Origin of the sequence: Ensifer sp. BR816, from assembly GCF_000378985.1 — a bacterium.
Classification (GTDB): domain Bacteria; phylum Pseudomonadota; class Alphaproteobacteria; order Rhizobiales; family Rhizobiaceae; genus Sinorhizobium.
The window spans coordinates 4621157-4646603 of record NZ_KB905370.1 but is presented as its reverse complement, the minus strand read 5'-3'; the positions used below and the strand labels follow the sequence as shown (position 1 = coordinate 4646603).

General features: G+C 60.0%; 25 protein-coding genes. 7 read left to right on the top strand and 18 right to left on the bottom strand.

The features are described 5' to 3' along the window. Positions 1-76 precede the first annotated feature (76 nt). Together RHIBR816_RS0122230 and RHIBR816_RS0122225 are read left to right on the top strand one after the other, a co-directional pair. Positions 77-1255, top strand: coding sequence for a DSD1 family PLP-dependent enzyme (locus tag RHIBR816_RS0122230; RefSeq protein ID WP_026187303.1), 1179 nt, complete (start codon positions 77-79; stop codon positions 1253-1255). After that, on the top strand, positions 1255-1680 hold the full coding sequence (locus RHIBR816_RS0122225; RefSeq protein ID WP_018238809.1) for a RidA family protein: 426 nt from the start codon (positions 1255-1257) through the stop codon (positions 1678-1680). The genes RHIBR816_RS0122230 and RHIBR816_RS0122225 overlap by 1 nt, the downstream gene beginning before the upstream one ends. Positions 1681-1700: 20 nt before the next feature. On the opposite strand, the gene RHIBR816_RS38520 is transcribed toward RHIBR816_RS0122225, so the two are convergent. Beyond that, positions 1701-1859, bottom strand: a complete 159-nt coding sequence (locus tag RHIBR816_RS38520) for a hypothetical protein (protein ID WP_234820172.1) — start codon at positions 1857-1859, stop codon at positions 1701-1703. Here RHIBR816_RS38520 and RHIBR816_RS0122220 point away from each other — a divergent pair. The 4 genes from RHIBR816_RS0122220 to RHIBR816_RS0122205 all read left to right on the top strand — a co-directional run bounded on the left by RHIBR816_RS0122220 (position 1788) and on the right by RHIBR816_RS0122205 (position 5997). Continuing rightward, a complete protein-coding gene (locus RHIBR816_RS0122220; protein WP_245262736.1) occupies positions 1788-3032 on the top strand; it encodes an FAD-binding oxidoreductase in 1245 nt (414 codons plus the stop codon). The genes RHIBR816_RS38520 and RHIBR816_RS0122220 overlap by 72 nt on opposite strands. Positions 3033-3407: 375 nt before the next feature. Further along, positions 3408-4394, top strand: coding sequence for a threonine dehydratase (locus RHIBR816_RS0122215; RefSeq protein ID WP_018238807.1), 987 nt, complete (start codon positions 3408-3410; stop codon positions 4392-4394). A gap of 137 nt (positions 4395-4531) precedes the next feature. Next, positions 4532-4885 (top strand): cupin domain-containing protein, encoded by a 354-nt coding sequence (locus RHIBR816_RS0122210; protein ID WP_018238806.1) that lies wholly within the window; start codon positions 4532-4534, stop codon positions 4883-4885. A gap of 272 nt (positions 4886-5157) precedes the next feature. Beyond that, positions 5158-5997, top strand: a complete 840-nt coding sequence (locus RHIBR816_RS0122205; protein ID WP_026187302.1) for a GNAT family N-acetyltransferase — start codon at positions 5158-5160, stop codon at positions 5995-5997. Between the two features lie 181 nt (positions 5998-6178). On the opposite strand, the gene RHIBR816_RS0122200 is transcribed toward RHIBR816_RS0122205, so the two are convergent. The 10 genes from RHIBR816_RS0122200 to RHIBR816_RS0122155 all read right to left on the bottom strand — a co-directional run bounded on the left by RHIBR816_RS0122200 (position 6179) and on the right by RHIBR816_RS0122155 (position 15472). After that, a complete protein-coding gene (locus RHIBR816_RS0122200) occupies positions 6179-6532 on the bottom strand; it encodes a cupin domain-containing protein (RefSeq protein ID WP_018238804.1) in 354 nt (117 codons plus the stop codon). Between the two features lie 127 nt (positions 6533-6659). Next, the gene (locus RHIBR816_RS0122195) at positions 6660-8156 is read right to left on the bottom strand and encodes an NAD-dependent succinate-semialdehyde dehydrogenase (protein ID WP_026187301.1); all 1497 of its coding nucleotides are present in this window, start codon (positions 8154-8156) and stop codon (positions 6660-6662) included. A 194-nt stretch (positions 8157-8350) separates the two neighbouring features. Continuing rightward, entirely contained in the window at positions 8351-9346 is a 996-nt protein-coding gene (gene eutC, locus RHIBR816_RS0122190) for an ectoine utilization protein EutC (RefSeq protein ID WP_018238802.1), read from the bottom strand. 9 nt (positions 9347-9355) lie between these two features. Beyond that, positions 9356-10327, bottom strand: coding sequence for a hydroxyectoine utilization dehydratase EutB (gene eutB / locus RHIBR816_RS0122185; protein WP_018238801.1), 972 nt, complete (start codon positions 10325-10327; stop codon positions 9356-9358). Between the two features lie 265 nt (positions 10328-10592). Beyond that, positions 10593-10946, bottom strand: a complete 354-nt coding sequence (locus RHIBR816_RS0122180) for a cupin domain-containing protein (protein WP_018238800.1) — start codon at positions 10944-10946, stop codon at positions 10593-10595. A gap of 23 nt (positions 10947-10969) precedes the next feature. Further along, positions 10970-11650 (bottom strand): ABC transporter permease, encoded by a 681-nt coding sequence (locus RHIBR816_RS0122175; protein WP_026187300.1) that lies wholly within the window; start codon positions 11648-11650, stop codon positions 10970-10972. A 1-nt stretch (position 11651) separates the two neighbouring features. Next, positions 11652-12365: an ABC transporter permease subunit gene (locus tag RHIBR816_RS0122170; protein ID WP_018238798.1), complete on the bottom strand. Its 714-nt coding sequence runs from the start codon at positions 12363-12365 to the stop codon at positions 11652-11654. Positions 12366-12425: 60 nt separating this feature from the next. Beyond that, on the bottom strand, positions 12426-13241 hold the full coding sequence (locus RHIBR816_RS0122165) for a transporter substrate-binding domain-containing protein (protein WP_018238797.1): 816 nt from the start codon (positions 13239-13241) through the stop codon (positions 12426-12428). Positions 13242-13275: 34 nt separating this feature from the next. Continuing rightward, positions 13276-14055 carry an amino acid ABC transporter ATP-binding protein gene (locus tag RHIBR816_RS0122160; RefSeq protein ID WP_018238796.1) on the bottom strand — a complete coding sequence of 260 codons (780 nt, stop codon included), beginning with the start codon at positions 14053-14055 and terminating at the stop codon, positions 13276-13278. A 16-nt stretch (positions 14056-14071) separates the two neighbouring features. Further along, positions 14072-15472: an aspartate aminotransferase family protein gene (locus tag RHIBR816_RS0122155; protein ID WP_026187299.1), complete on the bottom strand. Its 1401-nt coding sequence runs from the start codon at positions 15470-15472 to the stop codon at positions 14072-14074. 516 nt (positions 15473-15988) lie between these two features. On the opposite strand from RHIBR816_RS0122155, the gene RHIBR816_RS0122150 reads away from it, so the two are divergent. After that, on the top strand, positions 15989-16462 hold the full coding sequence (locus RHIBR816_RS0122150; RefSeq protein WP_018238794.1) for an Lrp/AsnC family transcriptional regulator: 474 nt from the start codon (positions 15989-15991) through the stop codon (positions 16460-16462). 126 nt (positions 16463-16588) lie between these two features. Here the strand turns inward: RHIBR816_RS0122150 and RHIBR816_RS0122145 are convergent, their stop codons facing one another. From RHIBR816_RS0122145 to RHIBR816_RS0122115, 7 genes are all read right to left on the bottom strand, one after another. Next, entirely contained in the window at positions 16589-17065 is a 477-nt protein-coding gene (locus RHIBR816_RS0122145; RefSeq protein ID WP_018238793.1) for an Lrp/AsnC family transcriptional regulator, read from the bottom strand. Between the two features lie 113 nt (positions 17066-17178). Continuing rightward, entirely contained in the window at positions 17179-18513 is a 1335-nt protein-coding gene (locus tag RHIBR816_RS0122140; protein ID WP_018238792.1) for an FAD-binding oxidoreductase, read from the bottom strand. Between the two features lie 82 nt (positions 18514-18595). Further along, the gene (locus tag RHIBR816_RS0122135; protein ID WP_018238791.1) at positions 18596-19906 is read right to left on the bottom strand and encodes an FAD-binding oxidoreductase; all 1311 of its coding nucleotides are present in this window, start codon (positions 19904-19906) and stop codon (positions 18596-18598) included. Between the two features lie 175 nt (positions 19907-20081). Then, positions 20082-20960, bottom strand: a complete 879-nt coding sequence (locus RHIBR816_RS0122130) for an ABC transporter permease (protein ID WP_018238790.1) — start codon at positions 20958-20960, stop codon at positions 20082-20084. Between the two features lie 34 nt (positions 20961-20994). Further along, complete coding sequence (locus RHIBR816_RS0122125) at positions 20995-21945, bottom strand: ABC transporter permease (protein ID WP_018238789.1); 951 nt, start codon at positions 21943-21945, stop codon at positions 20995-20997. A gap of 70 nt (positions 21946-22015) precedes the next feature. Beyond that, on the bottom strand, positions 22016-23680 hold the full coding sequence (locus RHIBR816_RS0122120) for a peptide ABC transporter substrate-binding protein (protein WP_026187298.1): 1665 nt from the start codon (positions 23678-23680) through the stop codon (positions 22016-22018). Between the two features lie 36 nt (positions 23681-23716). Then, a complete protein-coding gene (locus tag RHIBR816_RS0122115) occupies positions 23717-25381 on the bottom strand; it encodes an ABC transporter ATP-binding protein (RefSeq protein ID WP_018238787.1) in 1665 nt (554 codons plus the stop codon). Positions 25382-25447 lie beyond the last annotated feature (66 nt).

Here is a 25447-nt window from a genome sequence, read left to right as displayed (position 1 = left end):
GCGAACATTCACCAGTCATTAATTGTCATCTTCATGGTTTGATTGCAAGGTGAAATCCAAATTGGAGATCAGATTCATGGCTCTAGCGACGACCGACCCCACCCCCCGGCTGGCCGCCTCGACCCGCCTTGAGGACTTGGAAACACCCTGTTTGGTCCTGGATGCAGACCGGATGGATCGGAACGTCGGGCGGCTCAGGAGCCGCCTTGACACCTTGGACGTGTCACTCCGGCCGCATCTGAAAACAGCGAAGTCGACCGAAGTGGCGCGGCGGGTAATGAGCTCGCCGGCGGGCCCGGCGACCGTCTCTACCCTGAAGGAGGCTGAACAGTTCGCGGCGGCAGGCATCCGGGACATGGTCTATGCGGTCGGCATCGCCCCAGCGAAGCTCGAGCGTGTCGCGGAGCTGCGGGCGAACGGCGTCGATCTCGTAGTCACTCTGGATACTGTTCAGCAGGCACAAGCCGTGGCCGAGGCGTCTCGGCGGACCGGGACGCGCATCCCGGCCATGATCGAGATCGATTGCGACGGCCACCGCTCGGGTGTGCGACCCACTGATCACGCGCAGCTGGTGGAAATCGGGCAGGCGTTGACCGCAGGTGCCGAGCTGCGTGGCGTGCTCACCCATGCCGGCGACAGCTATAAGGGCGGAGGTGTCGAGGCGCTGCGGCTCTACGCGGAAACGGAACGATTGGCCGTCGTGGAGGCCGCGCGCATTTTGCGGAACGCGGGGCTGCCGTGCCCGGTCGTCAGCGTCGGCTCGACCCCGACGGCCCATCACGCGACGGATCTCGCTGGAGTGACGGAAGTCCGCGCGGGCGTGTTCGTCTTCTTCGACCTGGTGATGGCTGGGCTTGGTGTTTGCCAAATCGACGATATCGCGCTCAGCGTGCTCGCAACCGTCATCGGACACCAGCGCGAGAAAGGCTGGATCATAACCGATGGCGGATGGATGTCGCTGTCGCGGGACCGCGGCACTGGCAAGCAGGCCGTCGACCAGGGCTATGGCCTGGTCTGTGACATGGATGGCACGCCCTATCATGACATCATCGTTGCCGACGCGAACCAGGAACATGGAATCATAGCGGTGCGCCCCGGATCGAATGCACGACTCCCGGATCTGGCGGTCGGAGACCGGGTCCGGATCCTGCCGAATCACGCCTGTGCGACCGCTGCGCAGCACGAAACCTATCACGTGGTCCGCGGCCGCTCGCACGCTGTCGAGGCCCGTTGGACCCGCTTTGGAGGCTGGTGATGCCCAAATCCATGACAGTGAATACCGATCGAGCGCCAAGCCCGGCGGGCCATTACTCACAAGCGAAGCTCGTCGGTCAGCACCTCTACATTTCGGGCCAGCTGCCGATCCGACCGGGTGGAGAAGCCCTGCCGGACGACAGCTTCGAGACCCAGGCGGTGCAGGCCCTCGACAACCTGCTGGCGATCCTGGAAGCCGCAGGCGGAACCCCGGCCGATCTCGTCAGGGTGACCGCCTACATTGTCGGCGTGGCCAATTGGCCCCGCTTCAACCAGGTTTATGCGGCGCGACTAGGGGATTCCCGCCCGGCTCGCACCGTCGTTCCGGTGCCGGAACTGCACTATGGTTATCTCGTCGAAGTCGATGCGATAGCCGTCATTGCCCCAGATGCTCCTGCCGGAGGGGCAGGAAACAGTGCCGTTTAGATCGGCCGCCAAAGTTCAGGTCAGCCCCCATGTCTCCAATCGTCAAACGCATACAGAACGATCAAGAGCTTCCCGCCCAGGCGGATGTCGTCGTCATCGGCGGCGGCATCGTCGGTGCAACGGCAGCTTTCTTTCTCGCAGAGCGGGGACTGTCCGTCGCTCTGGTCGAAAAAGGCCATGTCGGCTGCGAGCAGTCGAGCCGCAACTTTGGTTGGTGCCGGCGGCAGATGCGGGATGCGCGCGAGTTGCCGCTCTCAGGCATCGCGTTGCAAGCTTGGGATGAGTTCGCGGCGAAGATCGGTGACGACGTCGGCTTCCGCCGATGCGGTCTGCTTTACGCCACGGACAATCCGAAGCAGCTGGCGGAATGGGAAGCATGGCGTGAGACGGCCCGCCCGTTCAACGTCAATACGAAGATGCTGAGCGCCAGGGAAGCGGCTGCCGCAATTCCGGCGAAAGGCCGCCAATGGCTTGGCGGGGTCCATTCCATCAATGACGGCAAGGCCGAGCCCGCGATCGCCGCGCCGACTATCGCGAACGGCGCTCGCAAATTTGGGGCGACGATCCACCAGGAATGCGCTGCCCGAGGCCTCGAGATGGTCGATGGAGCGGTGGCGGGGGTTATCACGGAAAAGGGGACCATCCGGACGCAAGCCGTTCTTTGCGCCGGTGGTGCCTGGACGTCGATGTTTTGTCACCAGTACGGCGTCCTGTTCCCGCAGGCGAGCGTGCGCCAGACGGCGCTGCGTACCCGACCCACAACGGACCTGGGTGAGGCGATCTATACGCCGGAGTGCGCGTTGACCCGCCGGTTGGATGGCAGCTACACGCTTGCGATCAGCGGCAGGGCTACATTGGATATCACTCCACAAGGCCTTCGCTACGCCCGCTCGTTCATGCCGATGTTCATGAAGCGTCTGAAAGCGGTGCAAATAGGCATCAACGGGTCCTTCTTTCGTGGTCCGGAGGCATTCGCTAGCTGGAATAGCGACACGACGTCGCCGTTCGAGCGGATGCGCGTTCTTGACCCGGCGCCGAGCCGCCGCACGATCGCGGCTATTCTGAAAGGTGTCACAAACCAGTTCCCTGCACTGACGGGCATCGAAGTCGCCGACAGTTGGGGAGGCTATGTGGATTGTACGCCGGACGCGGTACCGGTCATCTCGCAGGCCGATGGGTTGAAAGGTCTTTACCTGGCCGCGGGCGGTTCCGGCCACGGCTTCGGGCTCGGGCCGGGCATCGGCCGCCTGGCAGCCGACCTGGTTGCCAATGATACACCCTGTGTCGACCCCACGCCCTTCCGGCTGTCGCGCTTCTTTGACGGCTCCAGAATCAAGGTGGGCGGAATTTGATGGTGTAGATGAAGCTCGTGTGAGGTCGGCGCAACAGATTTCGCCTGGGCGAGGAGCCCCGATGTGTCACCTGTCCCGGCGACGCGGGCATGCAGACCCGAATGGGCAGTCGGGACCGCGGAAAGACTGCCAAGGCAGGGCCTGTCCCATACTTGCTTGAAGAAGCCCCGAATCGGAGGTGGAGTCTCGTGCGCCCCAATGGAAGGCGCCCATCCCGCCTGACGGGCCCGAACCTGGGAAGCTGATGCAATACCCAGGCGAGAGTAGAGGACCGGGCGGATTATGGCGGAGATGCCGTAGGTGGCAGTGACCTCACCACCGATATTGGCTGATAAACGACGCTGGTTACGCGTCGAAGAAACAAGGAAGCAAGGCATGCATCTGTTCGCAAGCAAGGACCTCGAGGAAGCCGCCGCACTCGTCTATCGGTATATGTCACCCACTCCGCAATATGCATGGCCGCAGATTTCGGAAAAGGCAGGGGCCGTGGTCTGGATCAAGCACGAGAACCATACGCCGGCCGGCGCTTTCAAGGTCCGCGGCGGAATCACCTTCATGGATTGGCTCCGCCGCAGCGGGAGTCCGACCAGAGGGATCGTCACGGCGACGCGCGGCAATCATGGCCAGAGCCAGGCCCGTGCCGCCCGGGCAGCCGGTCTTGCCGCCAAAATCGTGGTCCCGCACGGCAATTCCGTCGAGAAGAACGCAGTCATGCGGGGCTTTGGCGGCGAGGTCATCGAGTACGGCCGCGACTTCGACGAGGCCCGTGCCGAAGCCCGGCGCCTTGCCGCCGAAACCGGTCTCTTCCTGGTGCCGCCCTTTCATGAGGAGATCGTCCGGGGTGTCGCGACCTACGGGTTGGAACTCTTTAGCGCGGTGCCTGATCTCAATGCCGTCTATGTGCCCATCGGCTGCGGTTCGGGGATTTGCGGCGTCATCGCCGCGCGCGAGGCCCTGGGCCTGAAGACGGAAGTGATCGGCGTCGTTTCGGCGCACGCGCCGGCCGCGAAGCTTTCCTTCGAGGCCGGACGGTTGATAGAAACCGAAACGGCGCTGACTTTCGCCGACGGCATGGCCGTGCGCATACCCGTCGAAGACGCTTTCGCAATCTACTCGAAGGGCGCCTCGCGAATCGTCGCCGTCAGCGACGAGGAGATCGCCGAAGCGATGCGCCTCATCTACCGCGCCACCCACAATGTCGCCGAGGGTGCCGGCGCCGCACCGCTTGCGGCGCTCCTCAAGGAAGCCTCTGCCATGCGCTGCAAGAAGGTCGGGCTAATCCTCAGCGGCGCAAATGTGGACGCCGAGATCTTCATGAAAGTACTGGCCGGTGAGACACCGACGGTGACGGTAAGCAAGTGACAGTCGGCGGCACGAGAGCTTCCAGGCAGAGTTTTCCCTATGGCTATCTCGTCGAAGTCGATGCGATAGCCGTCATGCATCCGCTTCTAACGACGACGCGGATATCACTTTCACTCAGGTAAAAAACGGAGAACTAGATGTCACTACTGAAAACCATCGACCCGAATCCATCGTTTGAACCGAAGCATAGGACTGCCGAGCCGGATCGCCTGATCGCCGGCAGCCCCGCTTTCAAGACCTGGTTGCAGGACACCGCCAAGGAGGGCAGTGTCAATACCGGCGTTTTCGAGGCGACGCCCGGTGAGACGCACTCCATCAAGGGCGAAACGTTTGAATTTTGCCACCTCGTCCATGGTGTGATCGAGTTGACTGAGAAGGGTAAGGAGCCGGTCATCTATCGCGCGGGCGACAGCTTCGTGATGAAGCCCGGCTATGTCGGGGTCTGGAAGACAATTGAGACGGTGCGGAAAATCTTCGTCACAGTCATCTGATCCTTTGAGCGAGGGGATGCTTGCTCGACGTGCATTGTTCCTAATTTCAGGGCAGGAACGGAGCGATCCGGCAATCACGAATTGAATGGGCGGTTTATCCGCCCATTCCGTCTTGCAAATCCGGCTCGCCCTCGCAGCGAAAACCGCTTCAAGGCCTCATGCATCGCTGCTGTCGCGCTACAGCCTGAAACTTCAATGCTTCACCCGGCATCGCGACAACCCGCCGCTGCTGTTCCAAGGTGAGCTTAGAGACCAACGAAATGGATCAACCCATGCAAACGGAAACGGTTACTCTCGCGCCTTTCGAGGCTCACCATCTGGATGGTGCCGTAGCGCTGTCGCGGGCAGCAGGCTGGGCGCACAGGAGGGAAGACTGGGAAATGATATGGTCGCTAAGCGAGGGACGCGTTGCCCTCGCGGGCGACCGGGTTGTGGGCACGGCTCTCATGACTCCCTTCGGCAATACCTGCTCAGCCATCAACATGATTATTGTCGACGAAAGCCAGCGCGGCCGGGGACTTGGAAGAAAATTGACCAGCGCCGTGATCGAACTCGCCGGGGATCGGGAATGCCGTTTGACGGCAACGAGTGACGGCTTGCCTCTTTATGAAAAGCTGGGCTTCGTTGCGACTCATCAAGTCGTCCGCCATCAGGGTGTCGTTGGTCAGGTCGATACACCTGAAAATGTCGGGTGGTTCGGGCCCGGCGACGCCATGCCGGCAATCAAAGCGCTCGACCGTGCGGCTTTCGGCGCCGATCGCGGCGCGCTCCACGATGCGCTGGCGAAGGAGGGGCCGTTTGCCGTTGTCCGGAAGGGTGACAATATCGTCGCCTTCGCGGCCACGCGATCTTTCGGAATGGGCGAAGTCGTCGGGCCAGTCGTGGCAGAAAACGCCGAACAGGCGAGGGATCTGATTGCCTTTATCCTCTCCGGGAAGGAAGGTCGTTTCGTGCGCATCGACATCCCTGAACAGAGCCGCCTTTCGTCGCTGCTCGCCCGCTGGGGGCTGCCTCACGAGGGCGGAGTCGTTGCGATGGCTCGAGGTGCTACAGGCGAGTCGAAAACGCCGGAGGTTCGAACTTTCGTCCTGGCCAGCCAGGCTCTCGGCTGACTGAATATCTCCTAGGGATACTGCTGGAAACACGAGCTGGGTTTGAGAGACGCTTGGGCGAACAATCCGCCCAAGCATTTTGGACATTGCCGACCCGACAGACCTCCTCTGCCAGGTCGCCCCGTCGCCGCCGTAAAAATCGAAAGCAATGTGCGTCGGAACGGTCTCTTTGGTGCAACGATTAAGTGACGGTGACGTAGATTTTCCGCACCGTCTCGATCGTCTTCCAGACCCCGACATAGCCAGGCTTCATCACGAAGCTGTCGCCTGCGCGATAAATGACCGGCTCCTTGCCCTTCTCTGTCAGCTCGACCACTCCCTGCAGGATATGGCAGAATTCAAAGGTTTCGCCCTTGATGGAGTGCGTCTCGCCGGGAGTGGCCTCCCAGACGCCGGTATTCACCTTGCCCTCTTTGTCGCTGTCCTGCGCCCAAGTTTTGAAGGCGGGTGCGCCCGCGATAAGCCGATCCGGCGCGGGGGTCGCGTGCTTCGGTTCGAACGAAGGATTCGGGTCGATCAATTTGAGTAGTGACATCTGGTTCTCCATTTTTACCTGAGTGAAAGCAAATCCGCGTCGTCGTTAGACAAGATGGATGCGCGTCGGCCCCGCGGTACGAGATTGTCAATAACGGTAGAAGGAAGCGGTCAGGATCGCAGGGTGCCTACCAGCTTGCGGCGATGTATTTTGTTTCGAGATATTCGAGCATGCCGTGGTGGCTTCCCTCGCGGCCGAGGCCGCTCTGCTTCATGCCGCCGAATGGGGCCGCAGCGTCGGAGACGACGCCTCGGTTGATTCCGACCATGCCGCTTTCCAGCCGTCCGGAGACCGCAAGCGCGCGTTTAAGGTCGCTGCTGAACACATAGGACACCAGCCCGTATTCGGTGTCGTTCGCCATCTGGATGACCTCGTCCTCAGTCTCAAATGCAATGACTGGCGCAACAGGCCCGAAGATTTCTTCGCGAAGGATCTCGGCATCGGGAGAAACGTCTGCCAGTACAGTAGGCGGATAGTAGAAGCCGTCGCCGTTCGACCGGCTACCGCCGGTAACCAGTCGGGCTCCCTTGGCAACGGCGTCGTCCACCAGGCGTTCTACCTTGGCGACCGCGGCCTCGGTGATCAGTGGCCCAAGCTGCGTGTCCGCGGCCAGTCCTGGTCCGACCTTAAGCGCGGCCATCTCTTCCGCGAACCGGCGCGTGAAGTCCGCCAAAATCCCCTTCTGGACATAGAAGCGGTTCGCAGCAGTGCATGCCTCGCCGCCGTTGCGCATCTTGGCAACCATTGCTCCGGCGACGGCCGTCTCGAGGTCGGCATCGTCGAATACAACGAAGGGCGCATTGCCGCCGAGTTCCATCGAACAACTGACAACCTGGTCCGCAGCCTCGCGCAGCAGTGTCCGGCCGACGCCTGTCGAGCCGGTGAACGATAGCTTCCGTACCCGCTTGTCATGCAGCATGGCGCTGACCACGGGGCCCGCTTTCCTCGTTGTCACGATGTTGACCGCTCCGGCAGGAACGCCTGCCTGCCGCATGATTTCGCCGATCGCCAGTGCCGTCAGCGGCGTCTCCGCTGCGGGCTTCAGGATGCATGTGCAGCCCGCGGCCAGTGCCGGCGCGATCTTCCGGGTCGCCATTGCCGCGGGGAAGTTCCAGGGCGTCACCAACACGGCGATACCAATCGGCTCGTGGTTGACGATGATCTGATTGGCGCCGGAGGGGGCAGGTCCGAATTCGCCCGGCGCCCGTACAGCTTCTTCCGCGTACCAGCGGAAAAATTCGGCGGCATAGGAGACCTCCGACCTGGCGTCCGCGAGTGCCTTGCCGTTTTCCACGGTGATCAGTTGTGCCAACCATTCGGCCTGTTCGAGCACAAGGTGAAAACACTTCATCAAAACGTCCGAGCGACGCCGCGGCGAGGTCGCCTTCCAAGCCGCTGCGGCCTTTTCCGCTGCGTCGACTGCGGATATTCCATCGGCGATATCGCCATCGGAAACGGTGGCGATCACATCTCCGGTCGACGGATCTACCACTTCAAAGGTGCGGTCTTCTTTTGCAGAAACCCATAGACCGCCGATGAACAGTTGCGTAGGAGCATCTCGAACTACGGCAGCCGAGGCGGGAGAGACAATCGGAGTTGTTTTTTGCGCGGGAGTTGGCTTCACGTTCAGCACCTCGCTACCAATCAGGTTCGACACGCGATCAATATAAGATTGGTTTTGGAATTGGTGTCAATATAGATCAAATTGGTTGCGGTAATAATTTGCGACGCTCATGAACGTGGCTGCGGACTTTTGAGCTGTTGGGGCGCAGTCGGTCGGTGCACGAACATGAAGCGTTGGGCAAAGACACGACCGCCTCAGCACTCGAACATTTTGCCGGCACTGAGTTCCTCAGCGCGCTGAAAGGCCAACGTGGCAATTGCGGTGTCCTGAATACCTGTACCGGTAAGATCTGCTATTGTGATGTCTGCGTCGCGAGTACGTCCGACCTTGCCGCCGGCAATGATTTGCCCCAGTTCCGGAAAATCCGTTTCGCTCGCAACCAGCCCAGCCTCTATGGCATGATGAAGTTCCCCCAGCCTCCGCGTCTGTCTCAGGCTGTCCGCCACATAAATGTCTGCGCGCGCAATAGCGTAGGGATCGATCTCGTTTTTGTGTTCTGCGTCGGAGCCCATGGCTGTCACGTGCTGCCCCGGTTCAAGCCAGGAGGCATCTAGGATCGGCCGGTCTGCGGGTGTCGTTGTCACGATAATATGAGAACCCGATACTGCCTCCCTCGGATCGGCGAAGGCTCTAACCGAAACGCTGTGCTCGAGCTTCAACTGTTCGACGAGCACCTCTGCCTTGCAGTGATCACGCGCCCAAATGCGGACTTCTTGGATTGGTCTCACCAGAGTGAGCGCTTGGAGTTGCAGTCTCGCCTGAATACCGGCGCCGAAGATGGTTGCGATCGAAGCACTGTCTCGCGACAGATGCTTTGCCGCAACTGCACCAGCGGCTGCTGTCCTGACGTCTGTCAGGTAACCATTGTCAAGAAGAAGCGCCTGAATCAGTCCGGTTTTACTTGAAAGCAAAACCATCATTCCGTTTGTACTCGGAAGGCCGAGCTTCGGATTGTCAAAGAAACCGGGGCTGATTTTGATCGCGAAGCCGCTCAAGCCTGGAATATAGGCGGTTTTGACATCGACTTCGCCTCTGCTCTCAGGCACATCCAGACGCAGAATGGGCGGCATCTCCACCGCATTGTCGACCGCAAGCGCGCGAAACGCGCCTTCCGTGCACTGAACCGCATCGACGTCGAGCGGAATGATCTGTCTGAGCTCAGGCTCCGTAAGTATTCTAATAATAGGCATCAGCCCACCTCAGTTGCTATATGAGTCGTTGATGATTTTTCGATGCAACGTCATGTCGATATTCTGACCCGACAGTATGACTGCTATCGGACTTTTAAGATGAGCCAGCTTGCCGGAAAGCAGCGCCGCGATACCAACCGCGCCGGCGCCTTCGACGACCTCACGCTCTTGCTCGTAAGCGTGCCGCACACCGGCAGCTATCTCGCGTTCATTGACGAGGACGATGTCGTCGAGAAGGGTTTTGCACATCGGGAAAGTCCAAGCGTTGCCCAATCCGATTCCACCGCCGAGCGAGTCGGCCAGACTGCGATACTCCTTCACTTGCACCGGGTGGCCGGCGTCGATGCTAGCCTTCATGGCGGCCCCCCGATCCATAGTGACGCCGATTACCTTGGCCTGGGGTCGCATGGCCTTTACGGCTGCCGCGACGCCTGCGGCCAACCCACCTCCAGAAAGAGGAACGAGAACGGTCGCGACCTCGGGCATCTCCTCGACGATTTCAAGCCCGATCGTTCCCTGGCCGGCGATGACGTGGGGATGATCAAAAGGCGGGATCATGCTGAGCCCATCTTCTGCAACCAGCCGCTCGACTTCCGCTTGCGCGTCGTCCTGCGAAGAACCCACTACGCGTACTGTTGCGCCCAGCCGTCGGATTTCCGAGACCTTGTTCTCCGGCACCAGACGCGACATGCAAATGGTCGCGCAAGAAGCGACTGCCCGGGCAGCATAGGAAAGTGCCCTTCCGTGATTGCCGGTTGAGGCTGCGATGACGCCGCGATCGCGCTCCAATTGGCTGAGTTGAAGAACTGCATTTGTTGCACCCCGGAGCTTAAAGCTACCGGTCGACTGGCGATGCTCGAGCTTCAAGCTGACCTGCGCTCCGATGCGTTCGGAAAGCGAAGTCGATATCGTTAGAGGCGTGCGGAGAACGTGACTGGCGATGCGCTCACGTGCCTGCTCGATCAGGTCTTGGCTAATCATTGCGTTATATTTCACCTGCTTCGAAACCGGTCATGATCGGCCAGGTGGTCGCGTACCGGGCTCGCCTCATCGGAGGTGCTCATGCAGCAACGCGGCGCGGCGGCCCAGTTCATCGTACTGCACCAAGTTGGTGGCCCAGCCAGTGGGAGGTCAATCGGCAGCGTGCTCTAGCAACAGGCTGGGGTCGTTGCGCGCGCCGCCCTTCACAATGATGGCGGTCGCGCGCACTTCACCGATTTGCGGAGACAAGCGGATGTTGGCGCGCTCAGTCGCGCGCGACCCAAAGTTTGCGTGTGGTCTCGATAACCCGCCATGTGCCGACGAAGCCGGGATGCATCACAAAAGCGTCACCAGCACTGATCCTGCGGGGCTCGCCTCCATCCTCGGTGAGTTCGGACACTCCGGAAAGGATGACGCAGAATTCAAAGGTCTCGCCCTTGATCGAACGGTAGGCGCCTGGAGTTGCCTCCCATACGCCCGTCCGCATCTTTTCGTCTGCGGTCGCGGCGATGTCCCAGCTAAGAAACTGCGGCTGTCCGTCGACCAGCCGCTCGGGAGGCGGGGCGCCCTTGCGCGGCGTCGGGAGATTGTTCTGGTCGACGAAGGTTAGTTTTGACATAGATCACCTTTCCACTGTGAAGTTTATTTTCCGAAAGACAGTTTTCTTTCGATCAGCTTTAACGAAGTTAAGCTGATTACGTTCATCATCAGGTAAAACGCCGATGTGATGATGAAGATGTCCATGATGGCGAAGGTTTCGCTCATCAACCGTTTGGCATAGCCGGTGATCTCGAGGACCGTGATCGTCGATGCAAGGCTCGATTCCTTGACGATGATGGCAACTTCGCTGCTATAGGCAGGCAAGGCTTGCCTAACCGCCAGCGGAAACTTGACGTGGCGAAAAGTGGACCACACCGAAAGGCCGCAGGCTTGCGACGCCTCGATCAGACCCCGCGGAAGGGAAAGGAGTGCGGTCCGAAAGATTTCCGCCGTATAGGCACCGGTGTTGAGTACGACCGCCAGGATCGCCGTGTGCAGGCTGTCGCCGACAATCCACCAGATCACCGGGTTACTGCGAATGGCATCGAGCTGGCCTAGTCCATAATAGATCACGAAGACCTGCACCAGCATGGGCGTGCCGCGGAAGATCGCGCAGTAGATATCCGCGCTCCTGCTCACTATCCGGTTCTCGGATGTGCGGATGACAGCCAATGCAATGCCAAACGGCAATCCCACAGCGACGCCGAAGATGCTGATCAGCAAAGTCGTCTTGGCGCCTAGCACAAGGAACGGAACAGCGTATGTGACAAGGTCTAGTTCCATCTTATCCCCGACTGAAGCCACGGTTGAAGACCCGCTCCGCATGACTGAAGAGCGTCTGGCTGATTGCCGTCAGCGCAAAAAACATCCCGGCAGCAGCGCAGTAGAACAAAAGCGGAGAGCGAGTAATCCCGGCGGCGATCGCCGCGGAGCGCATCAATTCCTGCATACCCACGACCGACACCAGCGAGGTGTCCTTGATGGTCATCTGCCAAACATTGTTGAGGCCGCCGAGCGCGAGTCGCAGAGCGATAGGCAGCGTGACGCGGAAGAAGGTGACGTGAGGCGGCAGAGCAAGGGATTTTGCCGCTTCCAGCAAGCCCAACGGCACGGCGTCAAGCGCGCCGCGCAACACTTCGATCGAATAGGCACATGATATTGCCGCGATCGCAACAACGCCGATGAGGATGGGATAAGCGCTGTCGGCGCTATTTTGGTATCCGAAAGCGGTTGCCAGCCTCTGAACCCACTCGATCGAGCCGAAGAACAAGAGGTAGATGACGAGCAGCCCAGGAACGCCGCGCACAAGAATGCTGTAGCCGTCCACCGCCTGCGAAAATATGGGAAGGCGTCGCCACCGCAACAGGGCCAGCGGCACCGCCACGATAACCCCGGCGAGCATCCCGAGCAGGCCGACCGCCAGTGTCACTGCGGCGCCGCGGAGAAGGGCAAATCCCCACCCCTGCTCGACCAGAAGAACCCATAGGTCAAAAGACATCGGACATATCTCCCATGACGTCGTCGCGACTTCGGCCGCGACGACGTGTCGATCTCAGCCTCACTTCGTGCAGGGAATACCGTAATCGTCCTTGAACCAATGAAGGCTGGCATTCTTCACCTTGCCTTCTGTGATCATCTTGCAGAGCGCCGCATCCAGTTTTGCCTTGAGCTCGGCATTGCCCTTGCGCATGCCGACGCCCATGCCGTGACCGAGCGACGCTGGATCATCCATCGCCATGATCTTGACGTTGACACGGGCGAACCCTGTCCCGTCCGGAGTAGCGAGGAAATCCGCCCAGGTCGGGGAGTCGCCGAAGGCGGCATCAAGGCGGCCTGCAGCGAGGTCAGCCGTCTGCTGCGTCGTTGCGTCGTAGGTTTTCAGATCTGCGTTGGGGACGTGCTTTTGGATGAATCTGGCGTATGTGGTTCCAGTCACCACGCCGAGGCTCTTGCCGTCGAGCGCCTTTACGATCTCATCCAGGCTCTTGAGACCGGCAAGGGGGGAGTCCTTCGCCACCACGAAATAGAGGGGCGTGGTGGCATACGGAATGGAGTATTCGATTTTCTTTTGCCGTTCCGCCGTGATGCCCAGGCCGGAGATGATGACGTCAAAGCGGTCGCTGTCCATTGAAGGCACGAGCGTACTGAAGGATTGGACAACGAACTTGCACTTCAACTTGAGTTCAGAGCAAATGCCGTTCGCTATATCGGCATCGAAGCCGGTAACGTTACCGTTAGCGTCGGCCATGCTGAACAGCGGCGCGTCTCCTTCAGTGCCGATCCGCAGTACCCCTTTTTCCGCTTGCGATGCCGCGGCTGAGAACAGGAAGAGACCAGATGCGAGAACTGAGCGAAGTTTCGTAATCGTCGACATTGGAGTTACCCCTCTTTTCGTTTGATGGCGGCCGTCAGGCGGCCAGTGGCATCACGCTGGAAAGGAATCGCGCCACAGCGTCCGACGCTGGATTGCGAAGCAATTCTTCCGGCGTACCGTCCTGCTCAATTTCACCTTTGTGCAGGAAGATCATTCGGTTCGAGACGTCTCTCGCGAACCGCATCTCGTGGGTGACGAGAAGGATGGTGGCTCCCTCATCTGCAAGCCCTCTGATCACCCTTAGAACCTCCCCGACCAGCTCCGGATCAAGTGCGGAGGTGGGCTCGTCGAAAAGCATGATCTTCGGGCTCATCGCGAGCACGCGGGCGATCGCAACACGCTGTTGCTGGCCGCCGGAGAGTTGATGGGGATATCGGTCTCGGAAATCGGCCATGCCGACCTTCGAAAGCGCCGAGAGCGCGATGTCCTTCGCGTCGCACTTGTCCTTTCCCAGGACGTGGAGCAGCGCCAGGGTCACATTGCCAAGCACAGTCTGGTGCGGCCACAAATTGAAGTTCTGGAACACCATGCCGATGCGACGGCGAAAGTTATTTATGTTGTCAGCACTGTGGATCTCGGTTTTGCCATGATGGTTCACGACCGCCGAAACGGCGTCACCCATAACCTCGATTACACCGGAGGTGGGCGTCTCAAGGAAATTCACGCAGCGGAGCGCCGTGCTCTTGCCCGAACCGGACGACCCAACCAGCGAAATGACCTCGCCCTCTGTCATTCGAAAGCTGACGCCGTTCAAAACCTTGGTCGGCCCAAAGGATTTGCAGAGTTCACGGACCTTCAGCACGTTTGCCGTCATCACCAATGCCGTATCCTCAGCCTTTCACCGCACCCTGCGCGTAAAGTTCGCGCAGCACTTCATCCACTGCAGCCTTTGCGATGAAGACCATCTCGTCGATCTCCGCTTCGCTCATGGTGAGCGGTGGTGCGAAGCCCAGGATGTCGCCATGGGGCATGGCGCGAGCGATGAGGTTTCGGTTGCGCGCGGCCTGAGAAATACGCGCGCCGACCTTCAACGAAGGACTGAATGGCACTTTCGCCCCGCGGTCCGGGACAAATTCGACCGCCGCCATCATGCCCACCCCGCGCACTTCGCCGACGATTGGGTTCTGTTCAAATTCGGCTTTGAGCCGGCCCAGGAGATAAGCCCCCTTCTTCGCCGCCTGTCCGGGAAGGTCGTCGCGCTCTACGATATCGAGCACTGCGTTTGCGGCTGCTGCGCCGAGGGGGTGGCCGGAATACGTGTAGCCGTGCGAGAAGGCGCCCACTTGAGGCGTAGCCTCCTGCATGACCTCGTAAACCTGTTCGGACACAATCGAGGCCGAAAGCGGCACATATGCCGATGTCAACCCCTTCGCGACCGTGACGAGGTCCGGCACCATGCCGTACAGATCGGAGCCGAACATTGCTCCCGTGCGGCCAAAACCGCAGATCACCTCGTCAGCAATCAACAGGACGTCGTACTTCTTCAGCACCGCCTGGATTCTTGGCCAGTAGCCTGAGGGCGGCGGGATAATACCTCCGGTGCCGAGCACCGGTTCAGCGATGAATGCAGCCACCGTTTCCGGGCCTTCGGCCAAGATAAGTGCTTCGAGCTCATTCGCGCGACGTTCAGAAAACGCCTCTTCCGTCTCGTCCGGTACGGCGCCGCGATAATGATGGGGCACGCCGGTGCGCAGTATGCCGGCCACCGGCAGATCCATGTGGTCGTGGTAGAAGCTGAGCCCGGTCATCGAGCCTGACACTACGGAGCAGCCGTGATAGCCACGTTCGCGCGCAATGATCTTCTTCTTCGCGGGCTTGCCCCGAAGATTGTTGAAATACCAAACGATTTTAGCTTGCGTCTCGTTGGCGTCCGACCCGGAAAGACCAAAGAAGACCTTGGACATGCGCCCGGGCGCCATTTTCACAAGCCGATCGGAAAGCCGGGCGAGTTCTTCCGTGGTATGGGCGGCGTAGGAGTGATAATAGGCCAGCTTATACGCCTGACGGGCGATGGCTTCGGCCACCTCCGTTCGGCCATAGCCGACGTTTACGCAATAAAGACCTGCAAAACCATCGATATATTCGCGCCCGCTCGCATCCTTGATGCGAACACCCTTGCCGGTTTCCACAATGGTCGGCGCGGTCGCACCTTCTGCGTAGTCCTTCAGATATGTGAATGGATGCAGGACAGATCGCCTATCCATTTCACCTATTTCAACAACAGTTTTCATTGCAACTTCCTCAGGCGGCGCGACCGCCAACACACATATTCAAGTTCGATGAATGCCTCCCGGGACCCGATTGCTTCAAAAGCCAAAGGGGATCGGTACACGCCGTCGCCGCGGTGACTCGGACATCGCCGAAAAGAGGCGCACCGCGGGTCTATTGCGTACAGAGACACCGCCTGCCCGGCTGCCCACGATCGCCTCGCTAACGAGGTAAGGTCGCAGTCGTCGACATCGGCGATTTTCCGTCGCCTGCGAGATCGACGACCGCGGTGGCGCCCGACCCATGCCATCTACCCGCGACAAAAGCCCGGGTGCGGAAAAGCGTCGGATTGCTCCTTATTTTCAGCGCATCCCACGCCGACAGCCCATTATTCAGCATATTTTCTCTCGGATTGGCGTGTCCAATGAGCGAGAGCTTATGTGCATCCGAGCGATCGATTTTAACGGACTGAGGGCCCCGCACGCAGAAATCCTGCTTTTGCGGCGCTCAAGCGAAGATAAACTGCATAGGAGTGTGGGGTGGAACTCGACAGGCTAGACGCTCGCCTCCTGAGTGTTTTGCAGACAAACAATCGGCACAACTATGAGGTGCTTGGTGAACTGGTGGGGCTGTCGCCGACGGCCGTGCAAAGACGTGTAAGACGCCTGAGAGAGCAAGGGGTCATCGAAGCGGATGTCTCGATTGTGAAGCCGAAGATGATCGGCCGGCCAATCGCCATGCTGGTGCTTGTGTCCTTGGAGCGGGAACGCGCCGACATAGTGGACCGCTTCAAGCAATCTATCCGCCAAACACCTGAGGTGATGAACGGCTATTACATCACCGGCGAGTCGGACTTTGTCTTGATCGTGACAGCCCAAAGCATGGAGGACTATGAGGTGTTTACGCGAAAGTTCTTCTATGAGAACCCGGATATCAAGGGATTCAAGACAATGGTGATAATGGACAGAGTGAAGGTTGGCTTTGCATTGCCAATCGACCTAAGTGCGTTCTGAGTTTCAGTTTCAATCAGCGTAAGTAGGTCTGCTGGCTTGGTACTGCGGCTGTTGCGCCTTGGAGGCGTTACGTTATCGTATCGACCACTCTCCATCAAGGGAGCTGTCCGGTCGACCCACGGCTCACTAAATGCCGAACAGATTCGTCAGGGGCATATGGTACTTCGTGATTGGCGATTTGAGCACGACGAAACTGAAGTATTTCTCGATTCCGATGTCCATTTCTACCAGCCGCTCCATCAGCGACTGGTATTCTCCTATGCTGCTCGCCACGAACTTGACGAGATAGTCATAATCGCCCGAGACGACGTGGCATTCGATGATTTGCTCTATATTTTGGATGGCCGACATGAAGCGGGCGATGTCGGCCTGGCGATGGTTCCTCAGGGTTATCTCTGTAAAGACAGTCAGAACCGGGCCAAGCTTTCCAATGTTGATCATCGCAGAATAGCCGCCGATATAGCCTTCTGCCTGCAGTTTCTTCACCCGTACGAGACAAGGGGTTGCGGATAGGTTAACTAGCTCAGCGAGCTCGACATAAGTCATACGTCCGTTCTTCTGGAGCTCGGAGAGGATCTTGATGTCAATTCTGTCCAGTTTCATGTGCGCCCACCCGGTTGTTGCCACGACCTTTGCATGAGCGGTGGGAGTCTCGTCAGTGGACGAGGCTCGGTGACAATAATCCCTTGGGTTACAAACGGCAGCCGATCTAACGGCTACATCATTTCCGGTCTTCGGATCGCCGAGCCATCGCTGAACCGGCTCAGCCTGTAAGGCGAGATGTCGGTCAGTGGTTCCTTATTCAAGACGATCTCGCTTACCAGCCGGCCAGCCCCCGGTCCGATCGCGAAACCGTGTCCGCTGAAGCCTGCTGCGATTACGTAGCCGGGAAGTTCCTCCACTCGCGAGATAACCGGCACGAGGTCCGGAGAGGTATCGATGAGCCCGCCCCAGGCGCGCTCGACCCCGATCCCTTTAAGCGCAGGGTATTCGCTCTCAAGGTTCTTCACTGCGAGCTTGACGAGTTCCGCGTCAGGCGCCGGATCCAGAATGCGGCTCTTTTCAAACGGCGAGATCTCGTCGTTCTCCCAGTTGCCGAATGCATCGGGACCATTCCAGAAGCTGCGGTTGAGGCGGTATTTGAGCTTCTTGCCGATCTTGCTGCGATACATCTCGTAGAATTTGAACGCATATCGCATTCCCCGCGGCGTGATGTCGAGCGTACCATGTCCGGGTACGGCAATGGTGTAGGAGCCGTCAATCCGACGCCGCAACACGAAGTTCGAAGCCGATAGGCACCCTGCTTGAACAATTTCGGGCGCCGGGGTTGTCTTGATCGCCGTCCCGGCGATGTTGGCGACTGGAAGTTCGATGCCATAGCGATGAGAAAAGCGGGAAGCCCATGCCCCGCCGGCGCAAACAACAGTGCTCGCTTTCACAAATCCCCGCTCCGTCCAAACCCCTGTTACCCGGCCATTAGTAATGTCGAGGCCTCGAACGGCGCAGTTCTGGTGGAGCGACACGCCCTTTTCCTTCGCAGCCTCGGCGATGGCAGGCACGGCAAGGCTCGGTTCCGCTCTCCCGTCGGTCGGAGACCAGACGCCGCCGACCCAGGAGGATGTGCCGCCCGAGGCCCGCTTGTTCGCCTCGGAAGCCGTGAGGATCTCGCTGTGAAATCCTTGGACTCGTGCGGCCAGGCCCCACTTTTCCCAACGGGCCACATCCGCCTCTTTCTTGGAGCAGTAGAGTATCCCGCTTCGACGGAAGCCGAGATCGCGGCCGATCTCGGTGCCCAATTCCTCCCAGCGCCGCAGACTGTACATGGCAAGGGCAAGCTCATGGAGATCGCGGTTCTGCTGACGGACCCACCCCCAGTTGCGGCTTGACTGCTCGCCGCCGACGATGCCCTTTTCGAGCAGAGCCACGGAGACCCCTTGGCGGGAGAGTTCGTAGGCCGTGCATGTACCGACGATCCCTGCCCCGATGACGACGACATCCACCTGGGTTGGAAAAGAGGCGCTGTCTCGGACTTTCTGAACCTCGACGGGCATGATCTGTATTCCTCTGCAATAGTCCTCGAGATTCTCGAATAGCGCTCCCGCAAGAGCGCTGGAGTCCTCAATCGGTTAAGCTCTATCGGCGGGCGCGGTACAGGGCGATGCGGTCCTGCATCCGATAGCCCTGGATGATGGCCGGCATGAACCAGGGATTGCCCCGGTAAAGGGGAATGAACGCAGGCGGCCGGAAGTCGAAGGCCGTGCGCGCCTGCTCGCCATGGCCCAGCAGCTTGTGAGCCGCCCGCATTCCAATCCATGGCGCCCAGACTACGCCCGAACCGCAGAAGCCGGTTGCATATACGACGCCGTCCTTCTCGAAGATGCGGGGCAACATGTCGCGGTGCATCGCCACATTACCAAACCAGGTGTGCGACAGGCGAACGTTCTCCAGTTCCGGAAAAAGGTTCACCAGTCCCCGGCGCAGAAACAGCTTTGGCGCGGCAGGATCGCCTACGCGAGAGCTGTCGCGCCCGCCCAACAGAATGCGTTTGCCGTCGGGCGTGGGGCGGTAATAGAAGCCCAGTTGCCGCCCCTCAATCATCATCATCCGCTTCGGCATCAGCCGCGCCATCACGTCCGGCGCGAGCTCCTCGGTGACGATGATCCGGCTGCGAACCGGGACCAGCCGGCGGCGCAAGAAGGGAACCGCGCCGTCAGTATAACCGTTCGTGCAGACAAGGACCTGCCGCGCCTGAACCGTTCCGGCCGAAGTCACGACCCGGAACTCGGAGCCGTCTTTCTCTATAGAGTTAACGTGGGTCTCCGAATGGACCGTCAGTCCCGAAGCGAGAGCGACCCGCAGGAGCTCGGCGTGGAACTTGGCCGGGTGCAGCCCACCGATATCCATCCGCGCCATGCCGCCGCGGTAGAAATCCGTGCCGATGTAGTTACGCTGTTCGGCGTACGGCACTGCATAGGCCTCGATCCCCACTCTCTTCGCCAGCACTTCGGCGCTCCGGGCCGTCTTCTCGTAATCGTCATATCCGATTACGCCCTTGAACTGGCCAACCAGCTGAAAGTCGCAATCGAGCCCCTCGGTCCTGATGAAGTCATAAAGGAACTCGCGGGCGATCTTGCCCTCCGTCTCGATTGCATTCGCCTTCTCTTCGCCGAAGCGCCGGGTAATCGTGGCGTAATCCGGCCGAATGCTTCCGCTGGTGATTCCGCCATTGCGCGTCGAGGCCCCCTCGCCCGGGTTCATCGCATCGAAGGCCGCGACCGAACGGCCCTCGCGCGCCAGAACGAGACCCGCCGACAGACCGGTGTATCCGGCGCCTATGATCGCCACGTCGAGCTTCTTGGCCAGCGGCTGTCCCGGCAGCGGTTTGACGGGTGCCTCTTCCCACCAGTAGGGCGTATCCTTGTCTGCGATTCTGGAGTCTTCCATTAGACTGACTTCTCGTTGCGTTCGGCCAAGGCCTTCTGAGCTTTCTGGGAAAACAGGCGGCGTTCGCCCATGATATGGTTCGATCAAGTGCGGCAGCTACGCTTCGCCCTTTTCGAACCCCTCCAAGAGCGAGCCTTTCCCTGAAGCTGCCGCCACCGGACGGACCCCATTCCCGTCATGTGTGATCCCCGCGAACATCGAGCGCATCCCTGAGGCCGTCGCCGATGAAGTTGAAGCTGGTTACGGCGATGGTAATGGCGGCACCCGGAATGATCGCCAACCACGGGGCGCTGCCCAGATACTGTTGCGCGCCGTTCAGCATATTGCCCCAACTGGGCAGCGGCGGCTGAATTCCATAGCCGAGGAAGCTGATATAGGCTTCCATGAGGATCGCGCGGGCGACGGTCAAAGTGGCCGCGACGATGATCGGACCCATGGCATTGGGAAGGATTTCGCGGAACATGATATGGGTTCCGCTTAAGCCCAGCATGCGACCGGCCTGGACGAATTCCCGCTCGCGAAGAGAGCGGACCTCGGCCTCGACGATCCGCGCAACCTCCATCCAGCTCGTGGCAGCGATGACAACCGTAATCATCATCGGGCTTGGCTTTAGCGCTGCGGCAAGCGCCAGCACCAGGAAAATTGACGGAAACGACAGGAACCCATCCACCGTCCGCATCAGCGTCGTGCCGATCCAGCCGCCCCGGTAGCCCGCGAGCACGCCGACCAGGGTGCCGATCAGCGTCGACAACAGCATCGCGGAGAAGCCGACCAGCAGGGAAACCCGCCCCGCCATGAAGAGCCGCGCCGCCAGGTCCCGTCCCAGCGGATCGGTGCCCAGATAATGGTGGCCGGTGAACGGCGGAGCAAAGCGGGCGCGCAGATCGATATAGAGTGAATCATACGGCAGCAGGTACGGGCCCAGGACGCACGCCAGCGTCAGGACTGCGATCATCACCATCCCGAGCAGAGCCAGATGGTGGTTCATGAAGCGGTGCGCGGTTCGGCTGTTCCACCAACGCTCCTGGCGTGAGTTTGCGACAATGGCGGTCATAATGGTGGCCTCCTGTTGAGCGTCCATGAGGCGCTTAGCTCAGACGGATACGGGGATCGATGATGGCGACGACGATATCGGCGATCAGGTTGCACAGCACGACGAGTATTGCCGAGAACATCAGCAGCCCCATCACCACCGGGTAGTCGCTGTAGCCGAGACTGTCGAGGAACAGTCGGCCCATTCCCGGCCAGGTAAACACCGTCTCGGTGACCAGAGCCCCCGTGAGAACGCTGGGAAGCTGCATTCCCGCAAGTGTGATCATTGGCAGCAGCGCATTGCCGACGACATGCTTCATCAGGATCCGGCGCTCGCTCAGCCCCTTGGCGCGGGCTGTCTTGACGAATTCCTGGCTGATGACGTCAAGCGTCGCCGTGCGCATGTAGCGGCTCCAGATGGCGACATGGACCAGCGCCAGCACAATACTCGGCATGATCAGGTGATGGAGGTAATTCAGGGCCGAGCCGTCGCCTATCGTGTACATATTGCCAGCCGGCAGCCAGCCCAACCGGAGCGAGAACACGTATATGCCGACAAGCCCAAACCAGAAGGTCGGGATCGACAACGCCACCATGGCACCGACTGTCGCCAGATAGTCGAAGACCGAATATCGGTGCGTGGCGCCACGAATGCCGATCCATGTGCCGATGGCGATCGCGATGACGGTGGATGAACCCATCAACAACAGCGTTGCAACGAGGTGACGGCCAATCACATCCAGGACCGGCGCGCCGTCTCGGAAGGAGTGACCCCAGTCGCCCTGTACGAGGCGCCAGGCCCAGTCCATATATTGTATCCACAGCGGGCGGTTGAGCCCCAGCTGCTCCTTCAGACGATTGAGATCATCCTGTGTCATGCTGGGATCAAGCCCGAATTGCGCCAACGGGCCGCCCGGAATGAGATTCAGGACGACGAACCCGATGACCGAAACGATCAGGAGCAGGACGAGGCTTTGTGAAAGGCGATTGAGCAGGAAGCCGCGCATTGGCTCTCCTCCTTCATGACAGCATCAATGGATAGGCCGCCGCCGCAACTCGCGACGGCGGCAGCGTATGTCAGCTTTGCCAGCGCCATCCGGCGGCATGCCAGGAGGCCGTGCGGGTGTTGGAATTGGGCTCCCACCCCTCGAGACCTTCCTTGCGACCAACTACATAGGTAGCGGCAAACAACGGCAGGAACGGCAGGTCCTCACGAACGATTTCCTGAATACGGGAGTAGATCTCGCGACGCGCCTCCGGATCGAAGGTTTGGGCACCTTTCTTGAGCAGCGCGTCAACTTCCGGATTGGAATACTGGCCGACATTCGAGCCTTTTCCGCCCTTGGCAGCAATTGCGCTGCTAGCGAGGCGGTTAGTGGCGTCCGGATCCGCCGCAATGAGATGGGTAACACCCGCGATCGCCGAGTCGAATTGCGACTTGAGCCAGAACTCACCAAACATGACGGCCGCCGGCAGATTGGATATCGTCATCTCGACGCCGATCTCCGCGAATGTCTGCTGCAGGAACTGCTGCACTTGTTCGCGCAGATTGTTGCCCGACGTCGTCGAATTGGCGAACGACAGCCGCACCCCGTCCTTGGCACGTATTCCATCCGGCCCCGGAACCCAGCCCGCCTCGTCGAGGATCTGTCGCGCCCGGTCAAGGTTGAACTCCTGCGCCGGCAGGTTCGGATTGTAATAGTAGGACGTCCGTGGCATGAACGTCTCGGTGAGCGTGCCGACGCCGTAATAGATCGCGTCGATAATTGCTTTTCTGTCCATCGCGGCATAGAGCGCCTTGCGGACAGCCGGGTCCTTGAATTGCGGCTTCTCGAGATTGAGATAGATCGACTCGACTGATGCCCCAGATACAAGCGTCACCACACGGCCCGGCAATGTCTTGGCTTCCTCGTAGTGGTCGGCGGTGATGTATGCCTGGTCTGTAAGGTCGATGTCGCCGCTCTTGAATTGGGTATAGAGCACGGTCATGTCAGGGATGTACTTGAAGACGAGCCGCTCGACATAGGGGCCATCCCCAAAATATTGAGGGTTCGCGACCAGCTCGAGATGATCCCCCGCGACGCGCTGCGCCCATTTGAATGCACCGGTGCCGACAGGTGCCTGATTGAAGGCGGCAGCGTTTGGATCGGCCTCTTTCTCAAGAATGTGCTTGGGCACCATAAAGGTTTCGGTGAGGAACGACAGATAAGGGGCGAAAGCCTCCTCCATCCGCCAGGTAAGCTCAGTCGGCGAAACCACCGTGATATCTCTTACCAGTGAATGCCCGCCCGTGCGCCAGGCGCGGAAGTTCGGGTTGGTTATGAGCTCGAGAGTGAACTTCACATCCTCGGCGGTGAAGGGCTCGCCATCGTGCCAGCGAACGTCATCACGCAGGCGGACGCGCCACTTCAGACCGTCCTCCGAAATGCCGCCGTTCTGCTGTGTTGGCACTTCGGCGGCAAGATTGGGCTGAAGAACACCCTTCGGATCCATGCGGAAGAGGGCGTCGAATAGGGAAAAATGGACCGCATCGTCTACCTCGATATGGGCCATCAGCGGATGGAAGACGGTGGGTTCCTGCGAAAGCCCGACGACGACGCGGCCGGTTGGGTTAGCAGTATCGGCAAAGGCAGGCTTGCCGAGCAGGTTGGGAGCGGCAAAGCACGCAATGCCGCCCGCTGCCATTAAGCGAAGCGCGTCGCGCCGTGAATAGCTCGATTTCGTTGTAGAATCTTTCGTCATGATATTTCCTCCCTAGTTGTATTTCGTCGGCAGCTCTCAAGAGTTAACGGCAATCGGTTGAGTGTCTTTCGGTCGCTCCCCGGGAATTGCAGCAACCAGCTCGCGCGTGTAGGCCGATTGCGGGTTCAGAAAGATTTGGGACGGCGGGCCGTGCTCGACGATCCGCCCTTTTTGCATCACCGCGATTTCGTCGCAGATCTGGCTGGCGACGCGCAGGTCATGGGTGATGAAGATCATCGATACGCCGGTTTCCCGCTGGATCTGGTCGAGCAGCTTGAGGATCTGCGCCTGGATAGAGACGTCGAGCGCAGAGACTGCCTCGTCGGCAATCAACAGCTTGGGCTTGAACATCAAGGCCCGGGCGATGCCGATGCGCTGGCGTTGCCCACCGGAAAACTCGTGCGGATAACGTCCGAAGGCGCCGGCATCGAGACCGACATGGGCCAGCAGCCCCCGCGCCTCCTCACGCGCCTGAGCATAAGGCATGCCGTGCGCGACAGGACCAACGGTCAGGATTTGTCCAATGGTCGAACGCGGGTTGAGCGACGCGAAAGGATCCTGGAAGATCATCTGGATCCGGGGCCGCAGCGGACGAAATTCGGATTCCGACAGCTTGGCGATGTCGCGGCCTTCAAACAGGATTCGACCACCATCACTGTCCTGGAGCTTGATCAGAAGCCTTCCGAGCGATGATTTGCCGGAGCCGCTTTCGCCGACCACGCCGAGCGTGCGTCCTGCGGCCAGTTCGAACGAAACATCCTTGACAGCCGGCACGATACGCTGGCTGCCGAACAGGGCACTGCCGCTGCGATAAGTCTTGGACAATCCTTCAACCTTCAGGATCGTCTCGTTGCTCGCCTTCTCCTGAACTGCTCGATCCTTGCCGGTAAGGTGCGGTACGGCAGCGATCAGGCGCTGGGTATAGGGGTGGGTGGGGGATTTGAGAACCTGCTCGGCGGTGCCTTGCTCGACAACGCGGCCCTTCTCCATCACCACGACACTGTCGGCGATCTCGGCCACGACACCGAAGTCATGGGTAATGAACATCACGCTCATGCCCTTGCGGCGCTGAATGTCACGGATCAGCTTCAGGATCTGCGCCTGCGTGGTGACGTCGAGCGCTGTGGTCGGCTCGTCGGCGATCAGAACCGTGGGCTCGAGCGCGAGCGCCATGGCGATCATGACGCGCTGACGTTGCCCGCCCGACAGCCGGAACGGATACTGGTAGTACATCAGCTCCGGATCGGGCAGCCCCACTTCCGTCAGCAGCTCGATGGCGCGATTGCGCCGCGACGCCTTCGTGCCCACGCCATGTGCCGTCAGGACTTCGGTAATCTGCTCGCCGACCGTCATCAGCGGGTTGAGCGCCGAAAGCGGATCCTGGAAGATCATGGATACGATGCGGCCGCGCAGTCCGCGCAGCTTCTTCGCCGGCGCGCCGATGATGGCCGTGCCGTCGAGATGAATGGCGCCGGACGAGACCGGGATCAGCTTCGGCAAAAGCCCCATGATCGTGTTTGCCGTTACCGACTTGCCTGACCCGGACTCGCCGATGATGCACAGGATCTGGCCACGCTTGAGATCAAACGAGATGTTCTCGACGGCATGGGTCCGTTCCATGCCTTTCGGCAGGTCGACCGTCAGGCCACGCACCGAAAGCGCTGCGTCCTCTCCAGAAACAGCCTCTGTTCCAGCAACCATCGAGGTTCCTCCCTTTTCAACGGAGCCGTTGCGTTGCGATTTTAGTCGCTGCTATGCGCGCTGCAT